At 71.7% G+C, this 25,959-nt stretch carries 23 protein-coding genes; 16 read left to right on the top strand and 7 right to left on the bottom strand.

The annotated features are described in order from the left end of the window. The 5 genes from EXE42_RS14215 to EXE42_RS14190 all read left to right on the top strand — a co-directional run. The coding region (locus EXE42_RS14215; protein WP_137706769.1) for a dodecin at window positions 1-195 on the top strand (195 nt) is incomplete at its 5' end. Window positions 196-758: 563 nt separating this feature from the next. Beyond that, window positions 759-2,024 carry a DHHA1 domain-containing protein gene (locus tag EXE42_RS14205; RefSeq protein WP_137706768.1) on the top strand — a complete coding sequence of 422 codons (1,266 nt, stop codon included), beginning with the start codon at window positions 759-761 and terminating at the stop codon, window positions 2,022-2,024. Continuing rightward, window positions 2,021-3,025, top strand: coding sequence for an AIR synthase family protein (locus EXE42_RS14200; RefSeq protein ID WP_092919832.1), 1,005 nt, complete (start codon window positions 2,021-2,023; stop codon window positions 3,023-3,025). Before EXE42_RS14205 ends, EXE42_RS14200 begins: the two co-directional genes overlap by 4 nt. 87 nt (window positions 3,026-3,112) lie before the next feature. Then, window positions 3,113-4,297: an acyl-CoA dehydrogenase family protein gene (locus tag EXE42_RS14195; RefSeq protein WP_092919834.1), complete on the top strand. Its 1,185-nt coding sequence runs from the start codon at window positions 3,113-3,115 to the stop codon at window positions 4,295-4,297. Further along, window positions 4,294-4,929, top strand: coding sequence for an HAD family hydrolase (locus tag EXE42_RS14190; protein ID WP_092919836.1), 636 nt, complete (start codon window positions 4,294-4,296; stop codon window positions 4,927-4,929). Before EXE42_RS14195 ends, EXE42_RS14190 begins: the two co-directional genes overlap by 4 nt. A 50-nt stretch (window positions 4,930-4,979) precedes the next feature. Here the strand turns inward: EXE42_RS14190 and EXE42_RS14185 are convergent, their stop codons facing one another. Next, window positions 4,980-5,282 (bottom strand): DUF5822 domain-containing protein, encoded by a 303-nt coding sequence (locus EXE42_RS14185; protein ID WP_092919838.1) that lies wholly within the window; start codon window positions 5,280-5,282, stop codon window positions 4,980-4,982. Window positions 5,283-5,414: 132 nt separating this feature from the next. On the opposite strand from EXE42_RS14185, the gene panB reads away from it, so the two are divergent. Then, a complete protein-coding gene (gene panB / locus EXE42_RS14180; protein ID WP_137706767.1) occupies window positions 5,415-6,221 on the top strand; it encodes a 3-methyl-2-oxobutanoate hydroxymethyltransferase in 807 nt (268 codons plus the stop codon). Window positions 6,222-6,272: 51 nt separating this feature from the next. On the opposite strand, the gene EXE42_RS14175 is transcribed toward panB, so the two are convergent. From EXE42_RS14175 to EXE42_RS14160, 4 genes are all read right to left on the bottom strand, one after another. Continuing rightward, window positions 6,273-7,151, bottom strand: a complete 879-nt coding sequence (locus EXE42_RS14175; protein ID WP_092919842.1) for a CPBP family intramembrane glutamic endopeptidase — start codon at window positions 7,149-7,151, stop codon at window positions 6,273-6,275. Between the two features lie 116 nt (window positions 7,152-7,267). After that, entirely contained in the window at window positions 7,268-7,858 is a 591-nt protein-coding gene (locus EXE42_RS14170; RefSeq protein WP_092919844.1) for an NUDIX hydrolase, read from the bottom strand. Between the two features lie 91 nt (window positions 7,859-7,949). Further along, window positions 7,950-8,384, bottom strand: a complete 435-nt coding sequence (locus EXE42_RS14165; RefSeq protein ID WP_092919846.1) for a hypothetical protein — start codon at window positions 8,382-8,384, stop codon at window positions 7,950-7,952. 65 nt (window positions 8,385-8,449) lie between these two features. After that, window positions 8,450-9,913: a DNA polymerase IV gene (locus tag EXE42_RS14160; RefSeq protein ID WP_137706766.1), complete on the bottom strand. Its 1,464-nt coding sequence runs from the start codon at window positions 9,911-9,913 to the stop codon at window positions 8,450-8,452. A gap of 156 nt (window positions 9,914-10,069) precedes the next feature. Here EXE42_RS14160 and EXE42_RS14155 point away from each other — a divergent pair, with 156 nt between their 5' ends. The 4 genes from EXE42_RS14155 to EXE42_RS14140 all read left to right on the top strand — a co-directional run bounded on the left by EXE42_RS14155 (window position 10,070) and on the right by EXE42_RS14140 (window position 14,379). Next, entirely contained in the window at window positions 10,070-11,851 is a 1,782-nt protein-coding gene (locus EXE42_RS14155; RefSeq protein ID WP_137706765.1) for a PAS domain-containing protein, read from the top strand. 98 nt (window positions 11,852-11,949) lie between these two features. Then, window positions 11,950-13,266 (top strand): MFS transporter, encoded by a 1,317-nt coding sequence (locus EXE42_RS14150; protein WP_137706764.1) that lies wholly within the window; start codon window positions 11,950-11,952, stop codon window positions 13,264-13,266. Between the two features lie 66 nt (window positions 13,267-13,332). After that, window positions 13,333-13,611 carry a zinc ribbon domain-containing protein gene (locus EXE42_RS14145; RefSeq protein ID WP_137706763.1) on the top strand — a complete coding sequence of 93 codons (279 nt, stop codon included), beginning with the start codon at window positions 13,333-13,335 and terminating at the stop codon, window positions 13,609-13,611. Window positions 13,612-13,698: 87 nt separating this feature from the next. Then, window positions 13,699-14,379: a phosphate ABC transporter permease gene (locus tag EXE42_RS14140; RefSeq protein WP_137706762.1), complete on the top strand. Its 681-nt coding sequence runs from the start codon at window positions 13,699-13,701 to the stop codon at window positions 14,377-14,379. 21 nt (window positions 14,380-14,400) lie between these two features. Here the strand turns inward: EXE42_RS14140 and EXE42_RS14135 are convergent, their stop codons facing one another. Next, window positions 14,401-15,258, bottom strand: a complete 858-nt coding sequence (locus tag EXE42_RS14135) for a 3-hydroxyacyl-CoA dehydrogenase family protein (RefSeq protein ID WP_092919858.1) — start codon at window positions 15,256-15,258, stop codon at window positions 14,401-14,403. Window positions 15,259-15,468: 210 nt separating this feature from the next. Here EXE42_RS14135 and EXE42_RS14130 point away from each other — a divergent pair, with 210 nt between their 5' ends. From EXE42_RS14130 to gfo6, 6 genes are all read left to right on the top strand, one after another. After that, complete coding sequence (locus EXE42_RS14130) at window positions 15,469-16,272, top strand: class I fructose-bisphosphate aldolase (protein WP_092919860.1); 804 nt, start codon at window positions 15,469-15,471, stop codon at window positions 16,270-16,272. Beyond that, window positions 16,272-17,198 (top strand): class 1 fructose-bisphosphatase, encoded by a 927-nt coding sequence (locus EXE42_RS14125; RefSeq protein WP_137694682.1) that lies wholly within the window; start codon window positions 16,272-16,274, stop codon window positions 17,196-17,198. Before EXE42_RS14130 ends, EXE42_RS14125 begins: the two co-directional genes overlap by 1 nt. A gap of 108 nt (window positions 17,199-17,306) precedes the next feature. Continuing rightward, window positions 17,307-19,127 (top strand): acyl-CoA carboxylase subunit beta, encoded by a 1,821-nt coding sequence (locus EXE42_RS14120; protein WP_092919864.1) that lies wholly within the window; start codon window positions 17,307-17,309, stop codon window positions 19,125-19,127. Between the two features lie 242 nt (window positions 19,128-19,369). Next, entirely contained in the window at window positions 19,370-21,238 is a 1,869-nt protein-coding gene (locus EXE42_RS14115; protein ID WP_241988385.1) for a pentapeptide repeat-containing protein, read from the top strand. Window positions 21,239-21,297: 59 nt separating this feature from the next. Then, the gene (locus EXE42_RS14110) at window positions 21,298-23,694 is read left to right on the top strand and encodes a TIM-barrel domain-containing protein (protein WP_137694685.1); all 2,397 of its coding nucleotides are present in this window, start codon (window positions 21,298-21,300) and stop codon (window positions 23,692-23,694) included. A gap of 73 nt (window positions 23,695-23,767) precedes the next feature. Next, a complete protein-coding gene (gene gfo6, locus EXE42_RS14105; RefSeq protein ID WP_137694686.1) occupies window positions 23,768-24,862 on the top strand; it encodes a D-xylose 1-dehydrogenase Gfo6 in 1,095 nt (364 codons plus the stop codon). Between the two features lie 12 nt (window positions 24,863-24,874). Here gfo6 and EXE42_RS14100 read toward each other — a convergent pair whose 3' ends face one another. Then, window positions 24,875-25,717, bottom strand: coding sequence for an aldo/keto reductase (locus tag EXE42_RS14100; RefSeq protein WP_137694687.1), 843 nt, complete (start codon window positions 25,715-25,717; stop codon window positions 24,875-24,877). Between the last annotated feature and the right edge of the window lie 242 nt (window positions 25,718-25,959).

The raw sequence follows: 25,959 nt of genomic DNA, 5'->3' as shown, positions 1-25,959 counted from the left end.
TTCAAGAAGATCACGCTGATCGGGACGAGCGAGGAGAGCTTCGACGCCGCGGCCGACGACGCCATCGACCGCGCGGAGGACACCCTCGACAACGTCTACTGGGTGGAGGTAGAGGAGTTCGGGGTAGAGCTCCAGTCCGCGGCCGACCGCGAGTACCAGGCCGAGGTCGAGGTCGCGTTCGAGCTGGAGGGCTGAGCGCGGTCCGCGGTTTTTACGGTTTATAAACGGTCGCGAGCGGTGCCGGTGTCTCTTTATAAGCAGTGGAGCGCGGATCGTCGACTCACACTGCCGAAGCCTCAGCCGCTCGGCTGTACGATGGGGCGGTATATAAGTGACCGATCGACGACGAACACCGCCGAAGCCCCAGCCGGGAGGCGGCCTGATGCTCGCTGTCGCCCGAAAATCGGAGATTTTCGGGATGACGAGAGAGCTTCGCTCTCTCGAACCACGCTCCTCACTCGGTCGCTCACTTCGTTCGCTCCCTCGTTGCGGTGCTTGCGTCGCCTCAGGCCGCCTCGCGCCTGCCCCTTCGAGTCCCGCCCCCGCACCGCACAGCACCTCACGCCTCCCCATCCTCGTCGGGCGCGTCCGTCGGGCTCCCTTCGGTCGCCCTCGGGGCGCCCGACTCCCTCGCGCGGGCTCCTCGCGACCTCCGCTTCGCTCCGGCCGCTCGCAGGCACGCGCCGCCGCACCGCAGTTCGTCGATGAGTTCCCGCGCGGCGGCCACCTATTTATCCGCCCGTGCCCACGACCCGGCAATGACCGCTTCACGCGCGCCGGCCGAGCCGACGGTCCGGGAGTTCGAAGCGACGGTCGACCGCGTCGACGGCCGCGAGGTCGTCCTCGACGAGACGTACTTCTACCCCGAGTCGGGCGGGCAGCCCGCTGACCGGGGAACGATCGACGGCCACCTCGTCGACGACGTATTCGAGCGCGACGGGGAGGTGGTCCACCTGCTCGACGACGACGCGGGGGGTTCCCTCGCGCCCGGCGACGAGGTGACGGGCCTGATCGACGACGCGTTCCGCACGTACTGCGCTCGCGCGCACACCGCCTCGCACGTGCTGTACGGGGCCGCGCGTCGGATCGCCGACGACCTCGGCTACGCCGGCTTCGACATCTCTCCGGAGAAGGTCCGCGTCGACCTGACGACGGCCGAGCCGCTGGGCGACGACGAGCTGATCGAGTTAGAGCGGCTCGCCAACCGCGCAGTCTGGGACTCGCTGCCCGTCTCGTGGGCGACCTACCCGGCCGACGAGGCCCGCGACATCGACGGGATCGCGTTCAACACCAAGACCGAGGAGGGCGCGATGAGCGGCGGCGACGCGGTCCGCGTCGTGACGGTCGGCGGCGGCGCGGACGCCGGGGGAAACCCGGCTGCGGACCCGGACGCCGCCCCGTGGGACGTCGCCGCCTGCGGCGGGACCCACGTCGAGAACACCGCGGAGATCGGCCCGATATCGGTGTTGGACCGGTCGAACCCCGGCGAGGGCGTGACCCGCGTCGAGTTCGCGGTCGGCCCCACCGCGATAGACGAGATCGGCGCGGTCCACGGCGCCGCGCTCGACGCCGCGACGACGCTCGACGCGCGCGTCGGCGACCTCCCGGACGCGGCCGCCCGCCTCCGCGACGAGGTCGACCGGCTGGAGACGGAGCTCCGAGACGCCCGCGGGGAGCTGCTCGCCGCCCGACTCCGCGACCTCCCGACCGCCGACGTCGACGGCGCGCACTGGGCGATCGGGACCGTCGACGACGCCGACCCGAACGAACTGCGGGAGCCGACGACGGCGGCGGTCGAGGCCGACGGCGACCTCGACGCCCTCGCCGCGGTCGGGACCGGCGACGCTCCCTTCGTCGTGGTTGCGGCCGACGGTGGCGATGACGCCGGAGTCGACGCGGGCGACGCCGTGAGCGCGGTCACCGACGAGTTCGGCGGCGGCGGTGGCGGCGGCCCGACGTTCGCGCAGGGCGGCGGCCTCGACGCCGACCCCGAGGCCGTCGCGGCGTGGCTCCGGGAGCGATGACCGGGAAGCTCGGTCCCGACGCGCTCGCGGCGGCGCTCGCGGCGACCGGCGCGGCGGACCCGACCGTGACGCAGGGGCCCGCTTACGGCGAGGACGCGGCCGCGATCGACCTGGCCGGCGCCGGCGAGACGCTCGTCGTCGCGGCCGACCCCCTCTCGCTGGCCGCGGCGTCGGTCGGCACCTTGGCGGTCCACGTCGCCTGTAACGACGTCGCCGCGAGCGGCGCCGACCCTCGGTGGCTCACGCACACGCTCTTCCTGCCCGACGACGACCTCGACCGGCTCGGGGCCGTCGTCGAGCAGGTCGACGCGACCGCGAGCGACCTCGGGTGCGCGGTCGTCGGGGGGCACACCGAGGTGCTGGACGCGCTCTCCCGTCCGCTCTGCTCGATGACGGCGATGGGAACCACGGACCGCTTCGTGTCGAGCGGCGGCGCCGAGCCGGGCGACCGCCTCCTCCTCACGAAGGGGGCGGCGATCGAGGCGACCGCGATCCTCGCGAGCGACTTCCGCGAGGCGTGCCGCGAGGCCGGCGTCCCGGCCGCGACGCTCGATTCCGCCGCCGACTTCCTCGACGAGGTGAGCGTCGTCCCCGACGCGGCCGCGGTCCGCGACGCCGCGACCGCGCTCCACGACCCGACCGAGGGCGGCGTGGCGACCGCGCTCGTCGAGATGGCCTCGGCCAGCGGGGGCGCCTTCGCCGTCGAGCGCGACGCGGTCCCGGTCCGCCCCGAGACCCGCGCCTGCTGTGACGCGCTCGGCGTCGACCCGCTCGCGGCGTTCGGCTCCGGCGCGCTGCTGGCGGCCGTCCCGCCGGAGCGGGTCGACGACGCGCTCGACGCGCTCGACGCCGCCGGGATCGAGGGGGCGGCGATCGGCGTCGTCGAGTCCCCCGCCGACGAGTCGGCGGCGGGGACCGTCCGGATCGACGGCGAGCCGCTCGCGGAGCCGCCCCGGGACGAGCTGTACCCGTTGTGGGAGGCGCGCGAGGCGGAGACGTAGGTCGCCCCGATACCGGCCGACGGTCTGTCGGTCGAGCTCGCCTCGCCGATCGCTCACCTTTTTCGGTGAGGGACCGAACTCCGTCTCATGACCGGAGCACGCGTCGGGTCGGCGCTCACCGACGAGCAGGTAGCGGTCCGCGACCTCGTTCGCGAGTTCGCGGCCGAGGAGGTCCGGCCCACCGCGGCCGAGGCGGACGAGACGGAGGCGTTCCCCGAAGACGTCTGGGACGGGCTCGCGGAGCTCGGCCTCACGGGGCTGACGGTCCCGGAGGAGTACGGCGGGTTCGGCGCCGACGAGACGACCTACGCGGTCGCGAACGAGGCGCTGGCGCACGGGTCGCTCGCGGTCGCGACCGCCCTCTCCGTCCACTGTCTCGCGACCTCCTGTATCGCCGAGTTCGGCACGGAACCGCAGCGCGAGGCGTGGCTGCCGGAGATGGCGGAGACGGGTCGGCCGGTCGGCATGTTCTGTCTCTCCGAGCCGCAGGCGGGCTCGAACCCGGCCCAGATGGCGACCACCGCCACGTACGACCCCGAGACCGACGAGTACGTCCTGAACGGCGAGAAGCAGTGGATCACGAACGGGGAGCGCGGCGGCGTCGCCGTCGTCTTCGCGAAGGCCGCGCGCGAGGGCGGCGACGGCCGTTCCGCCGAGGCCGACGACGCGATCACCCAGTTCCTCGTGCCGGCCGACACTGACGGCTTCGAGGTCGGCAAGAAGGAGGAGAAGCTCGGCCTCCGCGCGTCGGACACCACCGGCATCACGTTCGACGACTGCCGGATCCCCGCCGAGAACCGGCTCACCGAGGAGGGGAAGGGGCTCTCTGCGGCCTTCCGGACGCTCACCGAGGGGCGGATCGGCATCGCGGCGCAGGCGGTCGGCGTCGCGCAGGCCGCGCTCGACGAGGCGAAATCGTACGCGACGGAGCGCGAGCAGTTCGACCGCCCGATCGGTGACATCCAGACGATCCGGCACAAGCTCGCGGAGATGTCGACCGACGTGTCGGCGGCGCGGCTGCTCGTCCGCGAGGCGTGCCGGCAGGCGGAGGCGGGCGAGGACTACCGCGTCGCGGCCTCGAAGGCGAAGTACCGGGCCAGCGAGGCCGCGATGTCGGTGACGAACGAGGCGGTCCAGATCCACGGCGGCTACGGCTACACGACCGAGTTCGACGTCGAGCGCCTCTACCGCGACGCGAAGATCACGGAGATCTACGAGGGGACGACGGAGATCCAGAAGACGATCATCGCCCGGGGGGTGTTGGGGGAATGAGCGGCGTCGACGCCGATGGCGCGGCCCGCGACTCCCGCGACCCGGTCGCCCTCGGCTCGCGGCTCGCCGGCTACGACGCGGTCGTCTACGACCTCGACGGCACCCTCGTCGAACTCGCGGTCGACTGGGACGCCGTCGCGGACGCGGTCCTCGACGTGTACGCCGACCACGCGCTCATTCCGCCGACCGAGGAGCTGTGGGGGCTGCTCGGCGCGGCCGACGAGTACGGGATCCGCGCCGAGGTCGAGGAGGCGATCGCGGGCCACGAGCGCGCCGGCGCCCGCGAATCGACCCGCCTCCCGCTCGGTGATCGACTCGCGGCCGGGGCCGCGGACGGCGACGCCGCTGACTCACGTTCCCGCGTCGGCGTCTGCTCGCTCAACTGCGAGGAGGCGTGTCGGATCGCGATCGAGGCCCGCGGGCTCGACGACGCCGTCCTCTCGGACGCGATCGTCGGCCGCGACACCGTCGACAGCCACAAGCCGGACCCGGAGTCGCTGCTCGCGGCGATCGATCGGCTCGGTGGCGTCCCCGAGGACGCGCTGTTCGTCGGGGACTCGCGGCGCGACGCGGTCGCCGCCGAGCGCGGCGGCGTCGACTTCGCGTGGGCCTCCGACCTGCTCGGGGAGTAGCGCGGGGCGGTCGAGGGCGAGGCGAACGGGGACGGGCCGCGAGCGCGCGCTCAGGCGTGCTCTTCGGTTTCGTCGCCCGTCGGTTCGCCGTCGCTGCCTTCGTCTCCCTCCGAGTCGCCGTCGCCCGTCTCGGCCCGCTTCGCGTACAGCGCGACGGCGACCGCGGTGACAAACCAGATCGGTGCGCCGACCCGGACCGCGAACGCGGCGCGCGCGCCCCACGACTCCAGCGTCACGAGCGTCGACAGCAGGGCCGCGGCGGGCGCGCCCACGAGGATGGTGACGACGAACGTCGTCTGCATCACCCACGCGTAGTCGACCCCCTCGTACTCGGCCCGCTCGACTGGTTGCACGCGAGAGACTCCGCGGTGAAGCGGCAAATCGGTGGCGGTCGGCCCGCGGCGACGGTCTGCTCGCGGCGGCCTCGCCGTGTCGGCTTTCCGGTTCCCGACGATTTTACCACGCGGCGCGGGTGACTCGGAGGTATGACCACGACGCGGGGACTCCGGGAGGGAGACGATCCGATCACGATGCTCACCGCCTACGACGCCCCGACGGCGGCGGTCGTCGACGAGGCCGGGATCGATATCGCCCTCGTCGGTGACAGCATGGGCAACGCCGCCCTCGGCTACGACTCCACGCTCCCCGTGACGTTCGACGAGGTCGCGAGCCGGACCGCGGCGGTCGCGCGCGCGACGGAGGACGCCCTCGTCGTCGCCGACATGCCGTTCCTCTCGTTCGGCGTCGACGAGGCCGACTCCGTCCGCAACGCCGGCCGCCTGCTGAAGGAGGCGAACGCGGACGCAGTGAAGATCGAGAGCGGGCCGCACACCGTCTCGACCACCCGACGCATGACCGAGGTCGGGATCCCCGTGATGGCGCACCTCGGCTTGACCCCACAGCACGTGAACCGGCTCGGCGGCTACACCCGACAGGGGACCGAGCAGGAGGCCGCCGAGGAGATAATCGAGCTGGCGGGCGACCACGCCGACGCCGGCGCGTTCGCGCTCGTGTTGGAACACGTCCCCGCGAACCTCGCGGGCGCGGTGACGGAGGCGCTCGATATCCCGACGATCGGCATCGGTGCGGGGCCCGACTGCGACGGCCAGGTCCTCGTGATCAACGACGCCGTCGGCCTCGGGGAGTGGTCGCCGCCGTTCGCGAGGCGGTTCGGGGACGTGCGCGGGGAGATGGTTGACGCCGTCGAGGCGTACCGGGAGGCCGTGACGAGCGGCGAGTTCCCGGCCGAGGAACACTCGCACGTCGAGGAGGACCTCGACGACCTGTACTGACGGGCGCGGCCGGCCGGGCCCGACCCCGTCGCACCCGTTCCTCCCGCGTTCTTAAATCGGAACGAATCCGAGGACCGCCGGCAGGTCGCTCGGGTCCATCCGGGTCACGGTGACGTAGAGGACGGTGAAGATCACGGCGTTGTGGAGGCCGTGGAGCAGCGCGGGGACGACGAGGTTCTCGGTGTACTCGTACACCGCGCCGAACACCAGGCTCGGCACGAAGAGGATGGAGACGGTCGTCAGCCGCGCGGAGAGGCCGCCGGTCAGCGCCATCAGGTGGATCGTGGCGAAGATGGCGGCAGAGAGGAGTATCGACGGGGCCGCCGGCAGCGACTCGCGGAGTCGTCCCTGAACGACCCCGCGGTAGAGTATCTCCTCGCAGGGGCCGATGACGAGGAACGAGGCCGCGATGAAAAGCGGGATGATAGACGGGTTTCCCATCGCCAGTTCGGCGCTCTGGTTCGCCGCGGTCTCCGTGCCGAGCAGCTGGACGACAGTCGAGACCGCGAGGATCAGAACGAGGATCACGACCCAGCTGCCGAGGACGATCCCGACCTCCCTGAGGCTCGGCACCCGGACGCCGAGGTACGAGACGATCTCCTCGCGGTCGAGGCCGCGCCACGCGAGGTAGCCGACCGCGAGCCCGCCGAACGCGACGTACTGGCCGAATACCAGCGTGAGAACGACGCTCGCTGCGAGCGAGAGGCCGCCGGCCACCGCGTCGATCGCGAGGACGGCCACGCCGCTCGCGAGCGCGATGACCGGGCCGAGGACGCCGAGGACTAGGGCGGTCGCGATCGCGATGCCCGGCGACCCGCCGGTCCCCCCTGAACCGTCCGCGTCGTCGGAGGCGGGGTCCGGGTCGACGTCGTCGAACTCGTCGTGAACCCCGCCGTCCGGGGTCGGGTCGCCGCTGGAGGGATCTGCCATCGCTCCGAGTACGACCCGCCCGGCAAAATGATTGTCCGTCTCGGAAGCCGCGGGGGAAATGGTTGTCCGCGTCGGAAGCCGCGCGGACGGGGCCCTCGCGGGCGTCCGAGCGCCGGTCACCGGTGGAGCAGCTCGTACCACAGCACCGCGGTGACTGCCCGGCCGTCGCGCAGGCCGTCGTCGACGACCGCGGCAAGCAGGTCGTCGTACGGCACCGTCTCGACCGCGATCGACTCGTTGTGGTCGAGGTCGCGGTCGGCGGTCGGCTCGCAGCCGGTCGCCAGCACGTGGTGGTGGACCGCGTTCGCCATCCCGTTGGTCGGCTCGACGGTCGTCAGCCGCTCGAACGAGTCGGCCTCGTACCCCGTCTCCTCGGCGAGTTCCCGGGCCGCGGCGCGCTCGATCGCGTCGTCGGTCGCCCCGCCGTCCGCGCTCTCGGCCCCCTCGTCCGTCGGCTCCATCGTCCCCGCCGGAATCCCGCGGTTCACCCGGCCGACGGCCTGCCGCCACTCGTCGATGACGACGGCGTCGCCGTCGGGCGTCAGCGGCAGCACCACGACCGCCGGCGGCTCGTCGACGTAGTGGAACCCGTCGGTCTCGCCGTCCGGGAACCGCACCTCGTCGCGTCGCACGTCGAAGCCGGGGCAGGCGTAGTCGACGGCCGAGTCGAGCGTCTCCCACGCGAGGTCGGGGGCTGCGTCGTCCATGGGTCGCGGTCGTCGCTCGGGGCGTAAATACCCCGCCGTCGCGCGCCCCGACGCCGGTCACGCGTCCGGTTCGGTCACGCGGCCGGTTCGGTCACGCGGCCCGGACGCGACCGACCGCGAGGCGGCCGACCGTCCCGACGACCCACGCGAGCGTCCCCAGGGCGAGCGCGGCGGCGGCGAGGACGGCGAGCCCGTCGACCCCGAGGAGGGCGACGAACCGCTCGCCGGGCGACCGACCGGAGAGGCCCAGGAGGTAGTGGTCGACGCGGTGTCCGAGGAGCGCGGCGTAGACGGTCGCCCACGAGGCGACCAGTCCGCTCCGCCGGGCCGCGAGCGCGGCGGCCGCGAGCATCCCCGCGACCGTCGCGTCTCCGGGGAGGACGATCACGCCGCCGGTGACCTCGAAGAGCCCGACCGCGTAGGCGGCGAAGACGAGCGCGAAGCACAGCGCCGGCGCGGCGAGCCGCGGGTCGGGACGCGGGCGGTCGCGGTCGGTTCCGAGGAGGAGCGCGCGGCGGGATGGCACGCGAGGACCGTCCGCGCCGCGGCGGAAAAACCTCGGGGCTCGCGGCCGGCGCCGTCTCGGCGCGGTCAGTCCCAGTCGCCGAGCGTCGCCTGCCCCTCGTCGGCGTCCCGGCGGTCGCGCCCGCCGGTCGGCCCGTCTCCGTCGCCGCGGTCCGGCGGCCCGTCGACCCAGTCGGTGAGCTTCCCGCCGTCGGGGCCGCCGCGGGCCTCCGGCGCGGCCTCCCGGTCCCGTCCGTCGCCCCCGTCGCCGCCGCCGGCGTCGAACCCGCCGAGCGTCGCCTGGTCGGTCTCCGCGAAGTCCAGCTTGGAGACGCGGACGCCCAGCTTGCGGACCCGGGCGTCGTCGAACTCCGCCAGCAGGTCGAGCGCCACCTCCTCGACGAGGTCCGGGTCGTCGACGGGGCCGGGGAGGCTCCGCGCACGGGTGCTGACGTCGAACGGGGGCTCGACCGCCTTGATCCCGATGGTGCGGTAGAGGCAGCCGCGCTCGCGGGCGCGGCGGGCCACGTCCGCGGCGAGCGCGGAGACGGTCTCCCGCTTCGTCGACTCGTCGGCGGTCGTCGGCAGCGCCGACTCGCGCGAGAGGCTCTTCGGGAGGCCGGTCGGCGTCACCTCGCGGTCGTCGTCGCCGGCGGCGCGCCGGGAGAGCTCCGGGCCGCGCTCGCCCAGCGCGTCGGCGAGTCGATCGCGGTCGGCGGCCGCCAGGTCGCCCGCGGTGTCGATCCCCAGCTCCGACAGGGTCTCCTCGGTCACGGGACCGACGCCGTGAACGTCAGCGGTCGGCAGCGGCGCGAGGAACTCCGCGACGGACCCCGGCGGGACGACGACGAGTCCGTCGGGCTTGTCGGCGTCGCTGGCGACCTTCGCGGCCGACATGTTCGGCGCGACGCCGACGCTCGCCGGCACGCCCGCCTCCCGCTCGATCCGGTCTTTCACGTGGCGGGCGTACCCCTCGGCGAGCGTCCGCGCCTCGGCGGGGCCGGCGGCGCCGCTCGGCGGCGGGTCGGCGGGGTCGTCGTCGCCGTCGGCCGGGTTCCCACCGCCCCCCGCGGCCGCCCACGAGGTCCGGTCCGTGACGTCGAGGTACGCCTCGTCGATGCTCACCTCGCGGCGGGTGTCGGCGCAGTCGCGCAGGACCGCCTTCACCTCGGCCGCGACGTCCTCGTAGAAGTCGAGGTCGACGGGGACGTACCGCCCCGTCTCCTCGGGGTCCGGAGCGTCGGGGTCGTCCGGGTCGGCGTCGGCGCGGCGGGGGAGCAGCGCTAACGCCTCCGAGACCGGCATCGCGCTCTCGACGCCGAACTCGCGGGCCTCGTAGCTCGCGGTCGCGACCGCGCCGATCGACTCGCCCGGCTCGTACCCCATTCCGACCACGACGGGCTCGCCGTCGAGGTCGTCGTGGCGCAGCCGCTCGCAGGAGGCGTAAAAGCAGTCCATGTCGACGTGGCAGACGACGCGGTCGGGCGCGTCGTCCCCCTCGTCGCCGGCCCCCGGGAGCGTCTCCCCGGCGACGGGCGTCCCGCCGGTCATCGCGTTCGGCTCCGCGCCCCGGGCCCTTAAGAATCAGCCACGCGCGCCGGAAGTGGTCTCGGTCCGCCGTCGCCCTCGATTCCGGTCCCGGACTCGGATCCAGATCCGATAGCCGGGGCGGTAGTCGTTTATTCCGTGCGTCCGTACCACACCGGTATGCCCGGAGCGATCGACGTGCTACACGTCGACGACGACCCGCCGGTCCTCGACCTCGCGGAGGCGTACTTCGAGCGGGAGCTCGACTCGGTGGCGGTGACGACCGTGACCGACCCGGAGACGGCGCTGGAGCGGCTCGACGAGACCCGGTTCGACTGTATCGTCAGCGACTACGACATGCCCGCGATGGACGGACTGGAGTTCTTCGAGGCGCTGCGCGAGCGTCACCAGCGGGTTCCGTTCGTGCTGTACACCGGCAAGGGATCCGAGGAGATCGCGAGTCAGGCGCTCAACGCCGGCGTCACCGGGTACTTCCAGAAGGGCGGGCCCGAGCAGCTCCGCCGGCTCGCGAACCGCGTCGACCAGGCCGTCGACGAGTACCGGACGAAGGAGATCGCCGACCGCTACTCGACCGTCATCGAGGCGCTCGGCTACCCCGTCTACGTCGTCGACGAGACCGGCGTCTTCCGGTTCGTCAACGAGCCGTTCGCCGAGCTCACCGGCTACGACCGCGAGGAGATCGTCGGGAAGACGCCCGGGTTCATCAAGGACGACGCGGCGGTTCAGGAGGCGGAGGACCGGCTCGGCACGATCCTCTCCGACTCCGGGCCCGACGTCCAGCACTTCGCCGTGGACATCGTCCCGAAGGAGGGAGAGCCGATCCCCTGCCGCGACCACATGGCCGCGCTGCCGTACGAGGGCGACTCGTTCGACGGCAGCGTCGGCATCCTCCGCGACGTCTCCGACGAGCGCGAGCGCCGCGAGGAGCTGGAGACGAAGACGCGCGCGCTCGACGAGGCGCCCGTCGGGATCACCATCACCGACCCCGCGCAGGCGGACAACCCGATGGTGTACGTCAACGACCGGTTCGTCGACATGACCGGGTACGGTCGCGACGAGTCGCTCGGCGTCAACTGCCGGTTCCTCCAGGGGCCGGACACCGAGGCGGAGTCGGTTCAGGCCCTCCGGAACGCGATCGACGCCGAGGAGTCGACGAGCGTCGAGCTGTTGAACTACCGGAAGGACGGGACGGAGTTCTGGAACCGGGTGAGCATCGCCCCCATCTGCGACGCGGACGGCACCGTCACGCACTGGGTCGGCTTCCAGGAGGACATCACGGCGTTCAAGGAGCGCGAGGCCGCCCTCGAACGACAGAACGACCGGCTCGACTCCTTCGCCAGCATCGTTTCACACGACCTGCGAAACCCCCTCAACGTCGCGCAGGGGCGCGTCCAACTGGCGAAGGACGCCTCCGACGACGCGAACCTCGACGCCGCCCTCGACGCGCTCGACCGGATGGAGTCGATCGTCGAGCGCACGCTCGCGCTCGCCCGCGAGGGCGAGACGGTCGGCGACCCGGAGCACGTCGCGCTCGCGGACGTCGTCAGCGACAGCTGGTCGACGGTCGACACCGCGTCGGCGACGCTCTCGGTCGAGACCGAGCGCGAGGTGCTCGCGGACCCGGACCGCCTCCGGAACCTCTTCGAGAACCTGATGCGCAACGCGGTCGACCACGCCGGATCGGACGTGTCGCTCCGCGTCGGCGACCTCCCGGACGGCTTCTTCGTCGAGGACGACGGGCCGGCCATCGACCCGGCCGTCGCTGACTCCCTCTTCGAACCCGGCGAGAGCGGAACCGCGGGCAACACCGGGTTCGGCCTCGCGATCGTCAAAGAGATCGCCACCGCGCACGGCTGGACCGTCGAGGCGACGACCGGCGAGGACGGCGGCGCGCGCTTCGAGGTCCGCGGGATCGACAGGCGGATGCCGGCGGCTCGCTGAATCCCCCGGCTCCGGTCGACCGGAATTCGCTCCGACGGAACCGGATCGACTCCCCCCGTTCACAAGCGCCTTTATCCTCCGCTCCGAACGGCGAGTGAATGGGATCGCTCTCCGGAATCGCCGAGACCGACCGTCGCGTGATCGTGTTGGCGCTCGCGCGGATGGTCGGCGCGGCCGGGAACTCCTTTCTCATCGTCGTCCTCCCGCTGTACATCACCAGCGACGTCGTCGACATCGAGGGGTTACTCGGGACCGAGGTCGGGATCGGCGCGGCCGCGGTCACCCTGACCCAACCGCTGCTCATCGGGATCGTCCTCTCGCTGTTCGGTTTCCTCAACAGCCTCTCGCAGCCGTTCACGGGGCGACTCTCCGATCGCGTCGGCGCGCGGCGCCCCTTCGTCCTCGCCGGCATCCTCCTCTTGGGCACCGCCAGCGGGCTCTACACGATCGCCACGAGCTACCCGGCGCTGGTCGCGCTGCGCGCGGTCCAGGGGCTCGGCGCGGCGCTCATCATCCCCGCGACGGTCGCCCTGGTCAACGAGTACGCCGCGGGCGACGCCGACCGCGGCGGGAACTTCGGGGTGTACAACACGTTCCGGCTCATCGGGTTCGGCTTCGGTCCGGTGCTCGCGGGCGCGGTGGTGTCGGGCGGCCCGTACGACCTCTCCGCGGTCGGGCTCCCGGTCCTCGACGGGTTCGACGCGGCCTTCGTCGCGGCCTGCGCGGGGGCGTACCTCAGCTTCACGCTCGTGTTCCTGCTCGTCCGCGACGCCGACGTGGAGGGCGAGGCGGGCGACGACGTCTCGATCCGGGTCCGCGGCGAGGACCGCCTGCTCGACCCCGTGTTCACGCTCGGACTCGCGACCGTCGCGATGGGCGCCTGTATCGCGCTGTTCGCGACGCTCCAGAACCAGGTGAACGTCCGGCTCGACCAGGCCCCCATCTGGTTCGGCGCCCAGTTCGCGGCCGTGACGATCGCCAACGTGATCTTCCAGGTCCCGGTGGGGCGCGCCAGCGACCGGATCGGTCGCCGGCCGTTCCTCCTCGCCGGGTTCGTCCTCCTGATCCCGACGACCTTCCTCCAAGGGGTCGTGACGGAGCCGGCGCTGATGATGCTCGTCCGGCTCGGGCAAGGGATCGCGGTCGCGTGCGTGTTCGCCCCGTCGCTCGCGCTCGCCGGCGACCTCGCCCGCGAGGGCGAGTCCGGCACTACCCTCTCCGTGCTCACGATGGGCTTCGGCTTCGGCGTCGCCTTGGGGCCGCTGGCGTCCGGCTGGCTCTACGGCTTCGGCTTCGTCGTCCCCTTCGCCGTCGGGGCCGCGGCCGCCGCGCTCGGCCTCGTCGCGGTGTTCACGCAGGTGGAGGAGACGCTCGACGTCAGCGACGAGCCGAGCGCGGCGGCGGGCGCGGACTGAAGCGAGGGCGGGCACCGACCGGTCGCGGGCGCGCGTCTTTTCCCGGCCGCGGCCGAAGCGCCTCGCGTGTCGAGCGACCGCCTCCGCTGCGTCGAGTGCCGGGAGCCGATCCCCGCCGGCGCGCGGATCTGCCCGCACTGCCGGAGCATCCAGCCCTCGCCGCTGCTCGACGTCGGCGTGGTCGTCGCGGGCGCCTTCGCGCTGCTTTTCGGCGTCGTCCTCGCGGTGATGACCGTCGGGGCGAGCCGCCTCCTCGGACTCGTCCTGCTCGTCGTCGGGTTCGGCCTCGCCGTCGGCGGCTACGCGCGGTACGTCGACCGGCGGGCGGCGGCACGGGCCCGGTGAGTGCCTCTCAGGCTCGACGGCGCCGCCCGCGTTTCCCGTCGTCTCGGTCGCGACAATTTAAGTGCCAGCGCGCGCCACGATACGCACATGCTCACCCCACTCAACGGCGGGCTGGTCCTCGCGGGGCTCGCGCTCGCGTTCGTCGGCGCGGCGGTCTCCGTCTACGCGGTGACGCTGACGGGGCTGCTCGTCGGCGCCGGCGCGGGCTACCTGTTCGCGCCGAACGTCGTCGGCCTGGTCGCGGTCGACGGGGCCGTCCTGACCGCCGGCGTCGTCGCGGTCGGCGGCCTCCTCGGCGGGTTCTTGGCCTACGCCGGGCTCTCGTTCGCGGTGCTGGGAATCGGGGCCGTCGTCGGCGGGTTCGCCGGTCGGTTCGCGGTGGGCCCCTTCTACGCGGCAGACGCGACGGGGATCGAGGGGACGGCGCTGCTCGTCGGCGCGACGCTGGCGGGCGTCGCGGTCGGCGCGCTGTTCGGGTTCGTCCTCACCCGGACGACGCTCGTGGTCTCGACCGCGCTCATCGGCGCGGCGTTCGCCTCCCGGTCGCTCACCCCGGCGAGCTTCGAGACCGCCGCGGCGGAGACGACCGTCCAGCCGCTCCTCTTCGACCTCTCCGCGCCCGCGTTCCTCGCGGTGTTCGTCCTTGGGACGCTCTCGCAGCTCGGCCTGTTCAAGTTCGGCTACGTGACGAAGCTGGTCGGGCTCCTGCCCGGCGCGCGCCGGTGGACGGCCGGCGACGACCGCGACGCGGACGCGGACGCGGCCTGACTCCTCTCGTCCCCCGGCGGCTCACTCGTACTCGTAGAAGCCGCGACCGGTCTTCTTGCCGAGGTCGCCGGCCTCCACCTTGCGCTTGAGGAGGTAGGCGGGCTTGTAGCGGTCGCCGAGCTCCTCGTGGAGCGTCTCGCTGGCGTCGAGCGCCACGTCGAGGCCGATGTGGTCCGCGAGTTCGAGCGGCCCCATCGGGACGTTCGTACCGAGCTTCATCCCGCGGTCGATGTCGGTCTTCTCGGCGACGCCCTCGTCGTACGCGCGGATCCCCTCGTTTATCCACGGCATCAGGATGCGGTTGGTGACGAAGCCGGGCTTGTCGTCGGCCTCCCACGTCTCCTTGCCGAGGTCCTCGGCGAACGAGTGGGCGAAGTCGACGACTTCGGGGTCGGTGCGCTCGCCGACCACGACCTCGACGCCGTCCATGATCGGGACGGGGTTCATGAAGTGGAGGCCGACCACGTCGCTCGCGCGGTCGGTCGCGCTCGCGATCGTCGTGATCGACAGGGTGGAGGTGTTCGTCGCGAGGACCGCGTCGTCGTCGGTGACGCGGTCGAGGTCCTCGAACACGTCGCGTTTCACGTCGAGGTCCTCGATCACGGCCTCGACCGCGACGTCGGCGTCGGCGAGGTCGTTGAGGTCGGTCGTGCCCGCGATTCGGTCGCGGATCGCGTCCGGCTCCTCGTCGAGCGCGTCCTTCCCGGCCAGCCGGTCGAGGCTGTCGGCGACGCTGTCGAGGCCGCGCTCGACGTACTCGGTCTCGACGTCCCGCATCACCACGTCGTAGCCCGCGGTCGCCGCGACCTGCGCGATGCCGTTGCCCATCGTCCCGGCGCCGACGACGCCGACGACGTCGACCTCGGAGAGTGCTCGCATGCGAACCGCTGCCGCGTCGTGGGTGGTAAGTATTGCGGAAGCCGGGCCCGAGCGTCCCGCCCGATAAATTAACAATTCGAGTAGTAACTGTCGGGTCCGTTCGATCGCTCGGCACTCGCCTCGAAACGCCGTTCAGACGGCCGCTCAGATTCTTTACGTCCGGTAAAACGACCATAGCTCTTTTTACATATGTAACTGAAATACGAACTGATGCTTCCTCACGCCGCCGACGACATCTCGCGCGACGGCAAGTCGCTCATCTTAGCGTACGACCACGGGATCGAACACGGGCCGGTGGACTTCGAGCCGAATCCGGACACGGCGGACCCGGAACGGATCTTCGAGCTCGCCACCCACGAGGCGGTCACCTCGCTGGCCGTCCAGAAGGGGCTCGCGGAGGCGTACTACCCCGACTACGAGGACGAGGTCAACCTCCTGTTGAAGCTCAACGGGACCTCGAACCTCTGGATGGGAGAGCCGGACAGCGCGGTCAACTGTACGCCGGAGTACGCGGCCGAGCTGGGCGCGGACGCGATCGGGTTCACCGTCTACGCCGGCTCGAACCACGAGGTCGAGATGGCCGAGGAGTTCCGCGAGGCCCAGGAGGGCGCCCGCGAACGCGGGATGGGCGTCGTCATGTGGTCGTACCCGCGCGGACAGGGGCTGCGCAACGACGGGAGTCCGGACGTGATCTCGTACGGCGCGCGGCTCGGCTTAGAGCTCGGCGCCGACGTGGTGAAGGTGAAGTACCCCGGCTCCGCCGAGGCGATGGGCGACGCAGTCGAGATGGCCGGCCCCGCGGACGTCGTGATGTCCGGCGGAACGATGCGCGACGACGAGGCGTTCCTCCGGAACGTCTCGAACGCCATCGACGCGGGCGCCACCGGCATCGCCGTCGGCCGCAACGTCTTCCAGCGCGACGAGCCCGAGCGCATCCTCGACGCGTTAGAGGCCGTGATCTTCGAGGAAGTCGACCCGGCCGAGGCGCTGGCCGTCGCCGAGAGCGCCGACTGATGTCCGACCCTACCCCCCGCGGCGACGGCGGCTCCGCCGACCCGGTCGTCGACGCCGTCTTCGACGCGGTCGCGGCGACGGCCCCGGAGATCCGCGCCGCGCTCCCCGGCCGCCGCGTCGAGAGCGGGACGGAGAACGCCTCCGGCGAATCGGTGCTGGCGGGCGACCTCTACGCCGACGAGCTGCTCGGCGACGCGATCACCGCGGTCGACGGCGTCGGCTCGTTCGTCAGCGAGGAGCGCGAGTCGGCGGTCGACGCGGGCGGCGCGGTCGGGAGCGGGCCGGACGACGCCTACGCGGTCGCGATCGACCCCCTCGACGGCTCCTCGAACCTCCGGTCGAACAACGCGATGGGCACGGTCGTCGGGATCTACGACGCCCCGCTGCCGGCGAGCGGTCGCGACCTCGTCGCCGCCGGCTACGTCCTCTACGGCCCGATCACGACGATGGTCGTCGCGGACGAGACGGGCGTCCGCGAGGAGGTCGTCGAGCGCACGTCCGACGGCGACGGGGTCGAGCGCTCGGTCGTCGAGGCCGACCTGACGCTCCCGGAGACGCCGACCGTCTACGGGTTCGGCGGTCGCGTCCCCGACTGGACCGCGGAGTTCCGGGCGTACGCCCGGGCGATCGAAGACAGCCTGAAGCTCCGCTACGGCGGCGCGATGGTCGGCGACGTGAACCAGGTGCTCACTTACGGGGGCGTGTTCGCGTACCCCGCGCTCCGGAGCGCGCCCGAGGGGAAACTCCGCCTCCAGTTCGAGGCGAACCCGATCGCGTACGTCATCGAGCGCGCGGGCGGCGCCTCCTCGGACGGGACCGGCTCGATCCTTGACGTCGAGCCCGAGGCGGTCCACCAGCGCACGCCGCTGTACGTCGGCAACGAGGCGCTGATCGAGCGGCTGGAGGCGGCCGTCGACGCGGACTGAGGGAGGGAGCCGTTTCGCGGAGCGAACGGTTGCGTCCCGCCGTCGCCGGCGCGACCGCGCCGGTCTCGCATGGAAAACTGTTTAGGATCCACCGCAAATCTTGCGTCCATGAATGTCCACGTCGGCGCGGCGGCGACCCCCGAGGAGGCCGAGGCGATCGCGAAGTCGCTGGCGGAACATCTCGGCGTCGGCGTCGACGTCCACGTCGGGGACGAGGAGACGCCGGCCGCGACCGCAGCTCCGCCGGAACCGAGCTATCCGCTCGACGACGACCTCGGCCCCACGGACCGCGAGCGCGATCTCCGAGCCGAGATCGACGACATCCTGAAGGGCGGGCCGGAGAAGTACCGCGACCGCCTCTCCGAACAGGGGAAGCTGTTCGTCCGCGACCGCCTCGACCTCTGGTTCGGCGGCGAGGACGGCACCCGCGGCGCCGGCGACGCGAGCGCGCTCGACGGCGAGCCGGCAGGGGTGAAGTTCGAGGACGGGAAGTTCGCGGCGTTCGACGACTGGCACCCGGACGCGCCCGGACGCGGCGATGACGCGGACGGGAAGGACGATGCGGGCGACGGCGACCGCCTCCCCGGCGACGGGCTACTGACGGGCGCCGCCGAGTTCGAGGGGCGCGACGTCCACTTCATGGCCAACGACTTCACGGTGAAGGCGGGGTCGATGGCGTCGAAGGGCGTCGAGAAGTTCCTCCGGATGCAGCAGCGCGCACTGAAGACGGGGAATCCGGTCCTCTACCTGATGGACTCCTCCGGGGGGCGGATCGACCAGCAGACCGGCTTCTTCGCCAACCGCGAGGGGATCGGGAAGTACTACTACAACCACTCGATGCTGTCGGGGGCGGTCCCGCAGATCTGCGTCCTCTACGGCCCCTGTATCGCCGGCGCCGCTTACACGCCCGTCTTCGCGGACTTCACGGTGATGGTCGAGGGGATGTCCGCGATGGCGATCGCCTCGCCGCGGATGGTGGAGATGGTCACCGGCGAGGAGATCGAGATGGACGAGCTCGGCGGGCCGCGGATCCACGCCGAGGAGTCCGGCTCCGCCGACCTCGTCGCCCGCGACGAGGAACACGCCCGCGAACTGGTCGCGGACCTGATCGGGTACCTCCCGGATCGGGCCGGCGAGAAGCCCCCGAAACGGGAGACGAAGCCGCCGAAGTTCTCGCCGGCGGGGATCGACGAGCTGATCCCGGAGTCGCCGAACCGCGCGTACGACGCCCGCGACCTGCTCGACCGGATCGCCGACGCCGAGTCGGTGTTCGAGCTGAAGGAGGGGTACGGGCCGGAGATCGTCACGGCGTTCTGCCGGATCGACGGGCGGCCGGTCGGCGTCGTCGCCAACCAGCCGACCGAGCGGTCGGGCGCCATCTTCCCGGACGCCGCGGAGAAGGCCGCCGAGTTCATCTGGACCTGCGACGCCTACGAGATCCCCCTGTTGTACCTCTGTGACACGCCCGGCTTCATGGCCGGGTCGGGCGTCGAGAAGGACGCCATCTTAGAGAAGGGGAAGAAGATGATCTACGCCACCTCCTCGGCGACGGTGCCGAAACAGACCGTCGTCGTCCGGAAGGCGTACGGCGCGGGCATCTACGCGATGGGCGGCCCCGCCTACGACCCTGAGAGCGTTATCGGGCTCCCCTCCGGCGAGATCGGTATCATGGGGCCGGAGGCCGCGATCAACGCCGTCTACGCCCGGAAGCTCGCCGAGATCGACGACCCCGAGGAGCGCGCGGCCGAGGAGGATCGCCTCCGCGAGGAGTACCGCGAGGGGATCGACGTCCACCGGATGGCGAGCGAGGTGGTCATCGACGAGATCGTTCCGCCCTCCGACCTCCGCGCCGAACTGGCCGCCCGGTTCGACTTCTACGAGGACGTTCGGAAGGACCTGCCGGACAAAAAGCACGGGACCGTCCTCTGACGCCCCGAACCACGGCGCCGCGATCAGTTCGCCGCCGCGCGCCCCGAGGACCCTCGAACCCGAGCCCGACCGCCAGTCCGGTCCGAGGAGCGCGCCGACGCACGCCGTCGACCACGAGGCCGTTGAGAGACCGACGGCTGAGGCGGGTTTCCGGCCGAAATGACGGTCTCCGCGTTCCGGCGCTCGCGGCCGCAGTAGTTTTAATATCAACGTCGAAATACGACTGACCCGTGACACTCCGAGTGAACGGGAGCTGCCGGTTCCGCTTTCCGGTGCCCGACTACGAGGCGGCGTTCCCGTGGCTTGACTCCCCCCCGAAGTGGCGCCTCGGGAGCGCCGATGCGGGGTCCGGCGTCGAGGACGGCGCCTGGCACTGCCCCCACGAGGCGTACGGCGACCGCGACCGGTGTCTCTTCCACCTCGACCCCGACGAGCGGCCGCCGAGCGACCGCGCGAACGTCTCCGTCCGACTCGTCGAGACCGTCGCGGCGGCGAACGAGGAGAGCGACCCGGTCGTCAGCCGGCGGCGCTGCCAGTTCGTCGGCGCGAAGTTTCCGACGCTCGACCTCGAACAGCGCGAGATCGGCGGCGGGAGCCGGGAGACGATCGACTTCAGACACGCGGAGTTCGGCGCCGTCGTCTGTCGGAAGACCGAGTTCGCGCAGCCGGTCGACTTCTCCGGCGCGACGTTCGACCCCGGGGCCGCGCCGCCGGCCGACCCCGGCACCGACGTCCTTGACCCGACCCTGGAGAGCGTCCCCTTCGGGATCGACTTCAGCCGCGCGACGTTCTCGGACTTCCTCGAACTCAAGAGCGCGCTGTTCCGCCGACCGGCGCTGTTCCGCGAGGCGCAGTTCGACAGGGCCGTCAGCGCCGGTCACGCCCAGTTCCTGGATCACGCCTCCTTCCTCGCGGCCGACTTCGACGACCTGGCGATGTTCAACGACGCCCTGTTCCGCCGCGACGCCCGCTTCCAAGCCGCCCGGTTCTTCGACCTCGCGGACTTCAAGCGTGCGTGCTTCGGCGGTCGAGTCAACTTCGACAGGGTGCTCTGCGAGGGCGACCTCGAAGTCGACGAGTCGGACTTCGTCGAGCCGCCCCCCGACGGCCCCGTCCGGTCGACCCCGGCGTTCAGGGGGTCGCTGAGCGCGGACATGGCGGTCGTGACCGGTCGCCTCTCGCTCAACCGCGTCGCCGTCGTCGACGACGTTCGGGTCCGGGACGCGGAGCTGTCGCGGATCCGGTTCGAGTCGCCGGACACCGGCGGGGAGACCGGGTACGTCGACCTGAGTCGCTCGACCGTGAACCGGGGGACGCTCGGGCAGCCCGCCGCCGAGGGAGAGATGCTGTACGACCTGTACCGGGCGACGCTGGGCGACGTCAAGTTCAGCGGCGACGCCGACGAGCTCCTCTCCACCCGGATTCGGATCCTCCGGACGCGCTACGACGGGTTCGACTTCACCGACGAGGACTCCGTCGACCTCTCTCGCGTCGACAACTGGATCCACCGGTTCGAGGTCGACCCGATGGCGCTCCCCTGCTACTGCGGCGACGGGCCCGAACACGTCGGACGCTACATCATCGACGACGCGGTCTGCCCGCGTCACGACCGGGAGTCCGACAACGCCGCGCTCCAGGCGACGTACGCGTACGCGAAAAACGGCGCGGACGAGGCCGGGGACAACGTCAGCGCCGGGGCGTTCTTCTACCGCGAGATGCGGTTCAACCGGGCGGAGTACTTCGACAACGCGCTGCGCGGCGACGCCGAGTCCGGCGTCCTCGGCCGAGTCAGGAACGGCTCTCGGTGGACCCGGTCGTGGTTGCTCGCGGCCTCGACGGGCTACGGTGAACTGCCGTATCGGGTGGTCGTCACGTCGTTGGCACTCATCGGCGGCTTCGGGTACGTCTACTGGAACTGGTCCGGCCTCGCCGCTGAACAGGGCCCGGTCGAGGCGCTGATCTTCTCGTTCCAGTCGTTCATCTCGTTCGTGCTCGGCCCCCCGGGGACGACGACGCTGGTCCAGGAGGTCCTCTCGGCGGTGGAGGGGTTCGTCGGAGCGTTCCTGATCGCGCTGTTCGTGTTCACGTTCACCCGCCGCATTCACCGCTGACGACGCCGCTTCCGGCGTGACCACCACAAAAAAGAGCCTGGCTTTCGTACGCGGTTCCAATGGTGACTCACCTCGTCTCCGCCGTCGACTCCTACTCCCTCTCCGACGACGCCGTCGAACTCCGCTGCCGGCTCGAGACTCCCGGGCCCGAGACGACCCCCGACGAGGACCGAACCGTCCCGGTCCGGATCCGGTTTTTCGCGCCCGACGTGTTCCGGTTCGAGATGCTCTCGACGCCGGAGAACCCGACCTCGGAGTCCCCGATCTCGTACGATCTCGACGCCGTCACGCGTCCGGTCTCGCTGTCCGCGAGCGAGCGTGACGGGACGCTCCGGGTCGAGACGTCGGCGCTTTCGGTGCGGATCGGCCTGGGGGAGTGGTCCTTCGAGGTCCGCGCGGACGGCGATCGACTCCTCCGCGAGCGCCGCGACGACCGCACCGCCAAGGGCGAGCGACGGACGCAGCCGCTGCGGTTCGTCGAGGAGGAGGTCAACCGCTGGCCGCTCCGGGTGACCGAGACGGGGACGGCGTTCGGCCTGGGCCCGGACGAGCGCCTCTTCGGCCTGGGCGAGAAGTTCACGGACCTCGACAAGCGCGGACAGGCGATCGAGTCGTGGGTGACCCAGCCGAACGGGACCGAGACCGAGTTCGCGCACAAGAACGTCCCGCTGTACCTCTCGACACGCGGATACGGGCTCCTGGCCGACACCGCCCGCAAGACCACCTTCGACTTCGGGGCGTCCTCCTCCGGGACCATCGACCTCCGCGTGGAGGGCGACGCCCTGCGGTTCTTCTTTTTCACCGGCGACCGGCTGAAGGAGCTGCTCCGGCAGTACACCGCGCTCACCGGACGCCCGCACCGCCCGGAGCGGTGGACGTTCGGCCTGTGGATGTCGCGGCTCAGCTACCAGTCCCGGTCGGAGCTCGAGTCGGTGGCCGACGCCCTCAGGGAGCGGGAGATCCCCTGCGACGTGCTCCACGTCGACCCGTACTGGATGGACATCGAGAGCATCTGCGACCTGGAGTGGGACGAGGAGGCGTTCCCGGCCCCCGAGGCGATGATCGAGTCGCTCTCCGACCGCGGCTTCAAGCTCTCCCTCTGGGAGTACCCGTACGTCCGGGTCGATTCACCGCTGTTCGAGGAGTTCGCCGACCGCGGGTTCTTCGTCGAGGACGGGGCCGGAGACCCGTACGTCCTCTCGCGGCTCAGCGTCGACGACCGCGGCGGTATCGTCGACTTCACCGATCCCGACGCCCGGGAGTGGTGGTCGGACCGGCACCGGGAGCTGGCCGAGTCGGGCGTCGACGTGTTCAAGCTCGACTTCGGGGAGTACCTCCCGCGGGACGCCGTGTTGAGCAACGGGAAGACCGGCGCGGCGATGCGGAACCGCTACCCGCGGCTGTACTACGAAACGGTTCAGAACGCGCTCCGCGAGGCCGGGCGGGACCGGCCGACGCTGTGGGTCCGCTCCGGCTGGATCGGCGACCAGGAGTTCCCGATACACTGGGGCGGCGACCCCGACACGACCTTCGAGGCGATGGCGGCGAACCTCCGGGGAGGACTCAGCCTCGCGCTCTCGGGGTACTCCTTCTGGGCCACTGACATCGGCGGTTTCCGCGGCGAGCCCACGCCGGAACTGTACGTCCGCTGGGCCCAGTGGGGACTGTTGGGGACCAGCCACGCCCGCTTCCACGGGACGACGCCCCGGGAACCGTGGCACTTCGGCGAGGAGGCGGAGGCGATCGTTCGCGACTACGCGAAGGAGCGCTACCGCCTCCTCCCGTACCTGTACTCGTACGCCGAACGGGCCGCCAGGACGGGTCTCCCGGTGATGCGGCCGCTGGTGCTCGAGTTCGAGGACGACCCGGCCGCGGCGGGCGTCGACACGCAGCTCCTCCTGGGAGAGGAGATCCTGGTCGCCCCGATACTGCGTCCGGGCGGCCGACGGGAGGTGTACCTCCCCGAGGGGGAGTGGGTCGACTACTGGTCCGGCGCGCGGCACGAGGGCGGACGCTCGATCGACGTCGACGTTCCGCTCGACACGATGCCGGTGTACGTCCGCGCTGGCAGCGTCGTTCCGTACCGTCCGTGGACGCAGCACCTCGACGGCGATCCCGGACCGATCCACCTCCGGGTCGAGTTCGGCTCCCGGGGCGAGACCTCCGGCCCCCGCGAGGCGACGTTCGAGTACTTCGACGAGTCCGCCGACGAGTTCGTCCCCGTCGCGGCGGCTCACGAGACCGCGGCCGACTCGGTGACGCTCGACGTTCCGGGAGGCGTCGCGTCCGCCCGCCTGCGGCGCTTCGACGATCCGCCGGCGTCGCTCGCGGTCAACGGCGACTCGTACGAGCGCGTCGCCGGCGATCCCGGCCCCGGCGAGTGGACGCACGCCGACGGCGACGGCGCCGTCCGCGTCGTCATCGCGGCGACGGACGGCGAGAACCCCCTGCCGTGACCCTCGCGCCCCCGGAGCGCTCTCGCGCGCTCGTCGCCGTGGTTATTTGACGCCCGCGCGCCGAGGGTCCGGTATGGAAGCCGCCTTCGCGGAGTACCTCGACGAGTTCACGCGCCGAGACTGGGAGACGCTCGACCCGAATGCCGTCACCGACCCCGTCCGGGTCGCGGTGGTCGGCCTCGGCTGGTTCGCCCGCGAGTGGGCGCTGCCCGGCATCGAGCGGTCGGCGTACACCGAGGCGACCGTCGTCACCGACGTCGATGCCGACGCCGTCGAGGCGGTCGCCGCCGAGCGCGACGTGACGGGCGTCACGCCCGACGAGCTCCGATCGGGCGCCGCCGCGGACGCGTACGACGCGGTGTACGTCGCGACGCCCAACGCGACCCACCTTGAGTACGTCGAGGCCGCCGCGGCGCAGGGGAAGGCCGTCCTCTGCGAGAAGCCGCTGGAAGTGACGCCGGACCGCGCCCGTCGGCTCGTGGGCGCGTGCCGCGACGCCGGCGTCCCCCTGATGGTCGGCTATCGGATGCAGACCGACCCCGCCGTCCGGCGGCTCCGCGACCTCCTCGACGCGGGCGTCGCGGGCGAGGTGATCCACGTCCACGCGACGATGTCGCAGACGATGCTCGGGGAGCTCGGCGGCGACCACGACCAGTGGCGGCTCGACCCCGAGCTCTCCGGCGGCTGCGCCGTCATGGACCTGGGCGTCTACCCGCTCAACACGACGCGGTTCGTCCTCGGCGAGGACCCGATTCGGGTGTCCGGGCGGACCCGCTCGGAGCACGAGGCGTTCGCCGACGTCGACGAGCACGCCACCTTCCGGCTGGAGTTCTCCGGCGACGTCGACGCGCTGTGTACGGTGAGCCAGAACGCCCAGCACGCGAGCCGGCTGGAGGTCACCGGGACGGACGCTCGGCTACTTCTGGACCCGGCCTTCTACGAGCGGGAGGACCGCGGGTTCGCGGTCGTCCGCGACGGCACGCGGGTCGACGTCGAGTTCGATCAGGTCCACCAGATCGAAGCGGAGTTCGCGTACTTCGGCCACCAGCTGCTGGCGGGCGAGCCGTTTCACGCCGACGGCGAGCACGCGCTCACGGACATGCGCGCGCTCGACGCCGTCTACGAGTCCGCCGAGACGGGGGAGCCGGTCGACCTCGGCGGCGACTGACTCCGCTTCGGATCACTGTTCGATCCCGTACACGTCGCTCGTCCAGTCGCGGGCCGGGGTGTCGTACACCGGCGCGTCGCGGTCGCGCTCGTCGAGGCGCCGCCGGTCGGCCGCGTCGAGCTCCCAGTCCGTCTCGGCGTTGGCCCGGACGTGGTCCGGGGTCGACGACCGCGGGAGCGGGACGACGCCGCGGTCGAGCGCCCACCGGATCACGATCTGCGCGGGGTGTTTATCGTACTTCTCGGCCAGCTCGGCGACGACCTCGTCGCCGAACACGTCCGTCCGCGCGAGCGGCGCCGCCGCCTCGATCACGGTGTCGGTCTCGCGGCAGTAGTCGACGAGGTCCGGCCGCTGGAACCACGGGTGGAACTCGATCTGGTTGACCGCGATCGGCACGTCCGAGACGTGGTGCGCGCAGCTCAGCTGGTACGCGCTGAAGTTCGAGACGCCGACGTCGCGCACGAGCCCGCGGTCGCGCAGCTCCGCCATCGCCCGGAGCGTCTCGCGCAGCGAGATGGCCGGGTTGGGCCAGTGGATGAGGTATAAATCGAGGTAGTCGACCCCGAGCCGGTCGAGCGACGCCTCGCACGACGCGATCACCGACTCGTAGTTGAGGTTCTTCGCGAGCACCTTCGAGGTGAGGAACACGTCCTCGCGGTCGACGCCGCTCGCGGCGAGCGCGTCGCCGACGGCCGCCTCGTTGTGATACCCCTCGGCCGTGTCGATGTGCGTGTACCCGGCGTCGAGCGCCGCGCGCACGCTGTCGGCCGTCTCGCCGTCGTTGAGGTCGTACGTGCCGAGTCCGAGCGCCGGCAGCTCCGCGCCGCTCGGCAGCGTCTTCGTTGGTACGGTCACGCGAACGCCTTCGGGGGATCGCCGATTGAAACTACCGGTCGGGGAACCCGCCTCGGTCGGGGTTCTCGATGACCGCGTAGCGGTATTTAAATCACAGGCGCAGTTCCCCGACCGTTTATAAATAACCGGGGCGGCGGCGCGTGCCTGCGAGCGGCCGCCCCCGGCGGCCGCGAGGCAGCACGCGCGAGGGAGTCGCGGCCGCTTTTAAGCGGCCGCGACGAGGCTGGGGAGGCGTGAGGTGC

The sequence above is a fragment of the Halorubrum sp. SP3 genome, from assembly GCF_005435195.1.
Taxonomy (GTDB): Archaea; Halobacteriota; Halobacteria; order Halobacteriales; family Haloferacaceae; genus Halorubrum; species Halorubrum sodomense.
This window is presented reverse-complemented; position numbering and strand designations above follow the sequence as displayed.

Bases quoted from the DNA above. Each gene is read 5' to 3' on its own strand.
- EXE42_RS14110 (WP_137694685.1), top strand. From the start codon at position 21,298: ATGGTGACTCACCTCGTCTCCGCCGTCGACTCCTACTCCCTCTCCGAC.
- panB (WP_137706767.1), top strand. From the start codon at position 5,415: ATGACCACGACGCGGGGACTCCGGGAGGGAGACGATCCGATCACGATG.
- EXE42_RS14170 (WP_092919844.1), bottom strand. From the start codon at position 7,858: ATGGACGACGCAGCCCCCGACCTCGCGTGGGAGACGCTCGACTCGGCC.
- EXE42_RS14195 (WP_092919834.1), top strand. From the start codon at position 3,113: ATGACCGGAGCACGCGTCGGGTCGGCGCTCACCGACGAGCAGGTAGCG.
- EXE42_RS14120 (WP_092919864.1), top strand. From the start codon at position 17,307: ATGAATGTCCACGTCGGCGCGGCGGCGACCCCCGAGGAGGCCGAGGCG.
- EXE42_RS14125 (WP_137694682.1), top strand. From the start codon at position 16,272: ATGTCCGACCCTACCCCCCGCGGCGACGGCGGCTCCGCCGACCCGGTC.
- EXE42_RS14130 (WP_092919860.1), top strand. From the start codon at position 15,469: ATGCTTCCTCACGCCGCCGACGACATCTCGCGCGACGGCAAGTCGCTC.
- gfo6 (WP_137694686.1), top strand. From the start codon at position 23,768: ATGGAAGCCGCCTTCGCGGAGTACCTCGACGAGTTCACGCGCCGAGAC.
- EXE42_RS14200 (WP_092919832.1), top strand. From the start codon at position 2,021: ATGACCGGGAAGCTCGGTCCCGACGCGCTCGCGGCGGCGCTCGCGGCG.
- EXE42_RS14135 (WP_092919858.1), bottom strand. From the start codon at position 15,258: ATGCGAGCACTCTCCGAGGTCGACGTCGTCGGCGTCGTCGGCGCCGGG.
- EXE42_RS14175 (WP_092919842.1), bottom strand. From the start codon at position 7,151: ATGGCAGATCCCTCCAGCGGCGACCCGACCCCGGACGGCGGGGTTCAC.
- EXE42_RS14205 (WP_137706768.1), top strand. From the start codon at position 759: ATGACCGCTTCACGCGCGCCGGCCGAGCCGACGGTCCGGGAGTTCGAA.
- EXE42_RS14155 (WP_137706765.1), top strand. From the start codon at position 10,070: ATGCCCGGAGCGATCGACGTGCTACACGTCGACGACGACCCGCCGGTC.
- EXE42_RS14140 (WP_137706762.1), top strand. From the start codon at position 13,699: ATGCTCACCCCACTCAACGGCGGGCTGGTCCTCGCGGGGCTCGCGCTC.
- EXE42_RS14160 (WP_137706766.1), bottom strand. From the start codon at position 9,913: ATGACCGGCGGGACGCCCGTCGCCGGGGAGACGCTCCCGGGGGCCGGC.
- EXE42_RS14150 (WP_137706764.1), top strand. From the start codon at position 11,950: ATGGGATCGCTCTCCGGAATCGCCGAGACCGACCGTCGCGTGATCGTG.
- EXE42_RS14190 (WP_092919836.1), top strand. From the start codon at position 4,294: ATGAGCGGCGTCGACGCCGATGGCGCGGCCCGCGACTCCCGCGACCCG.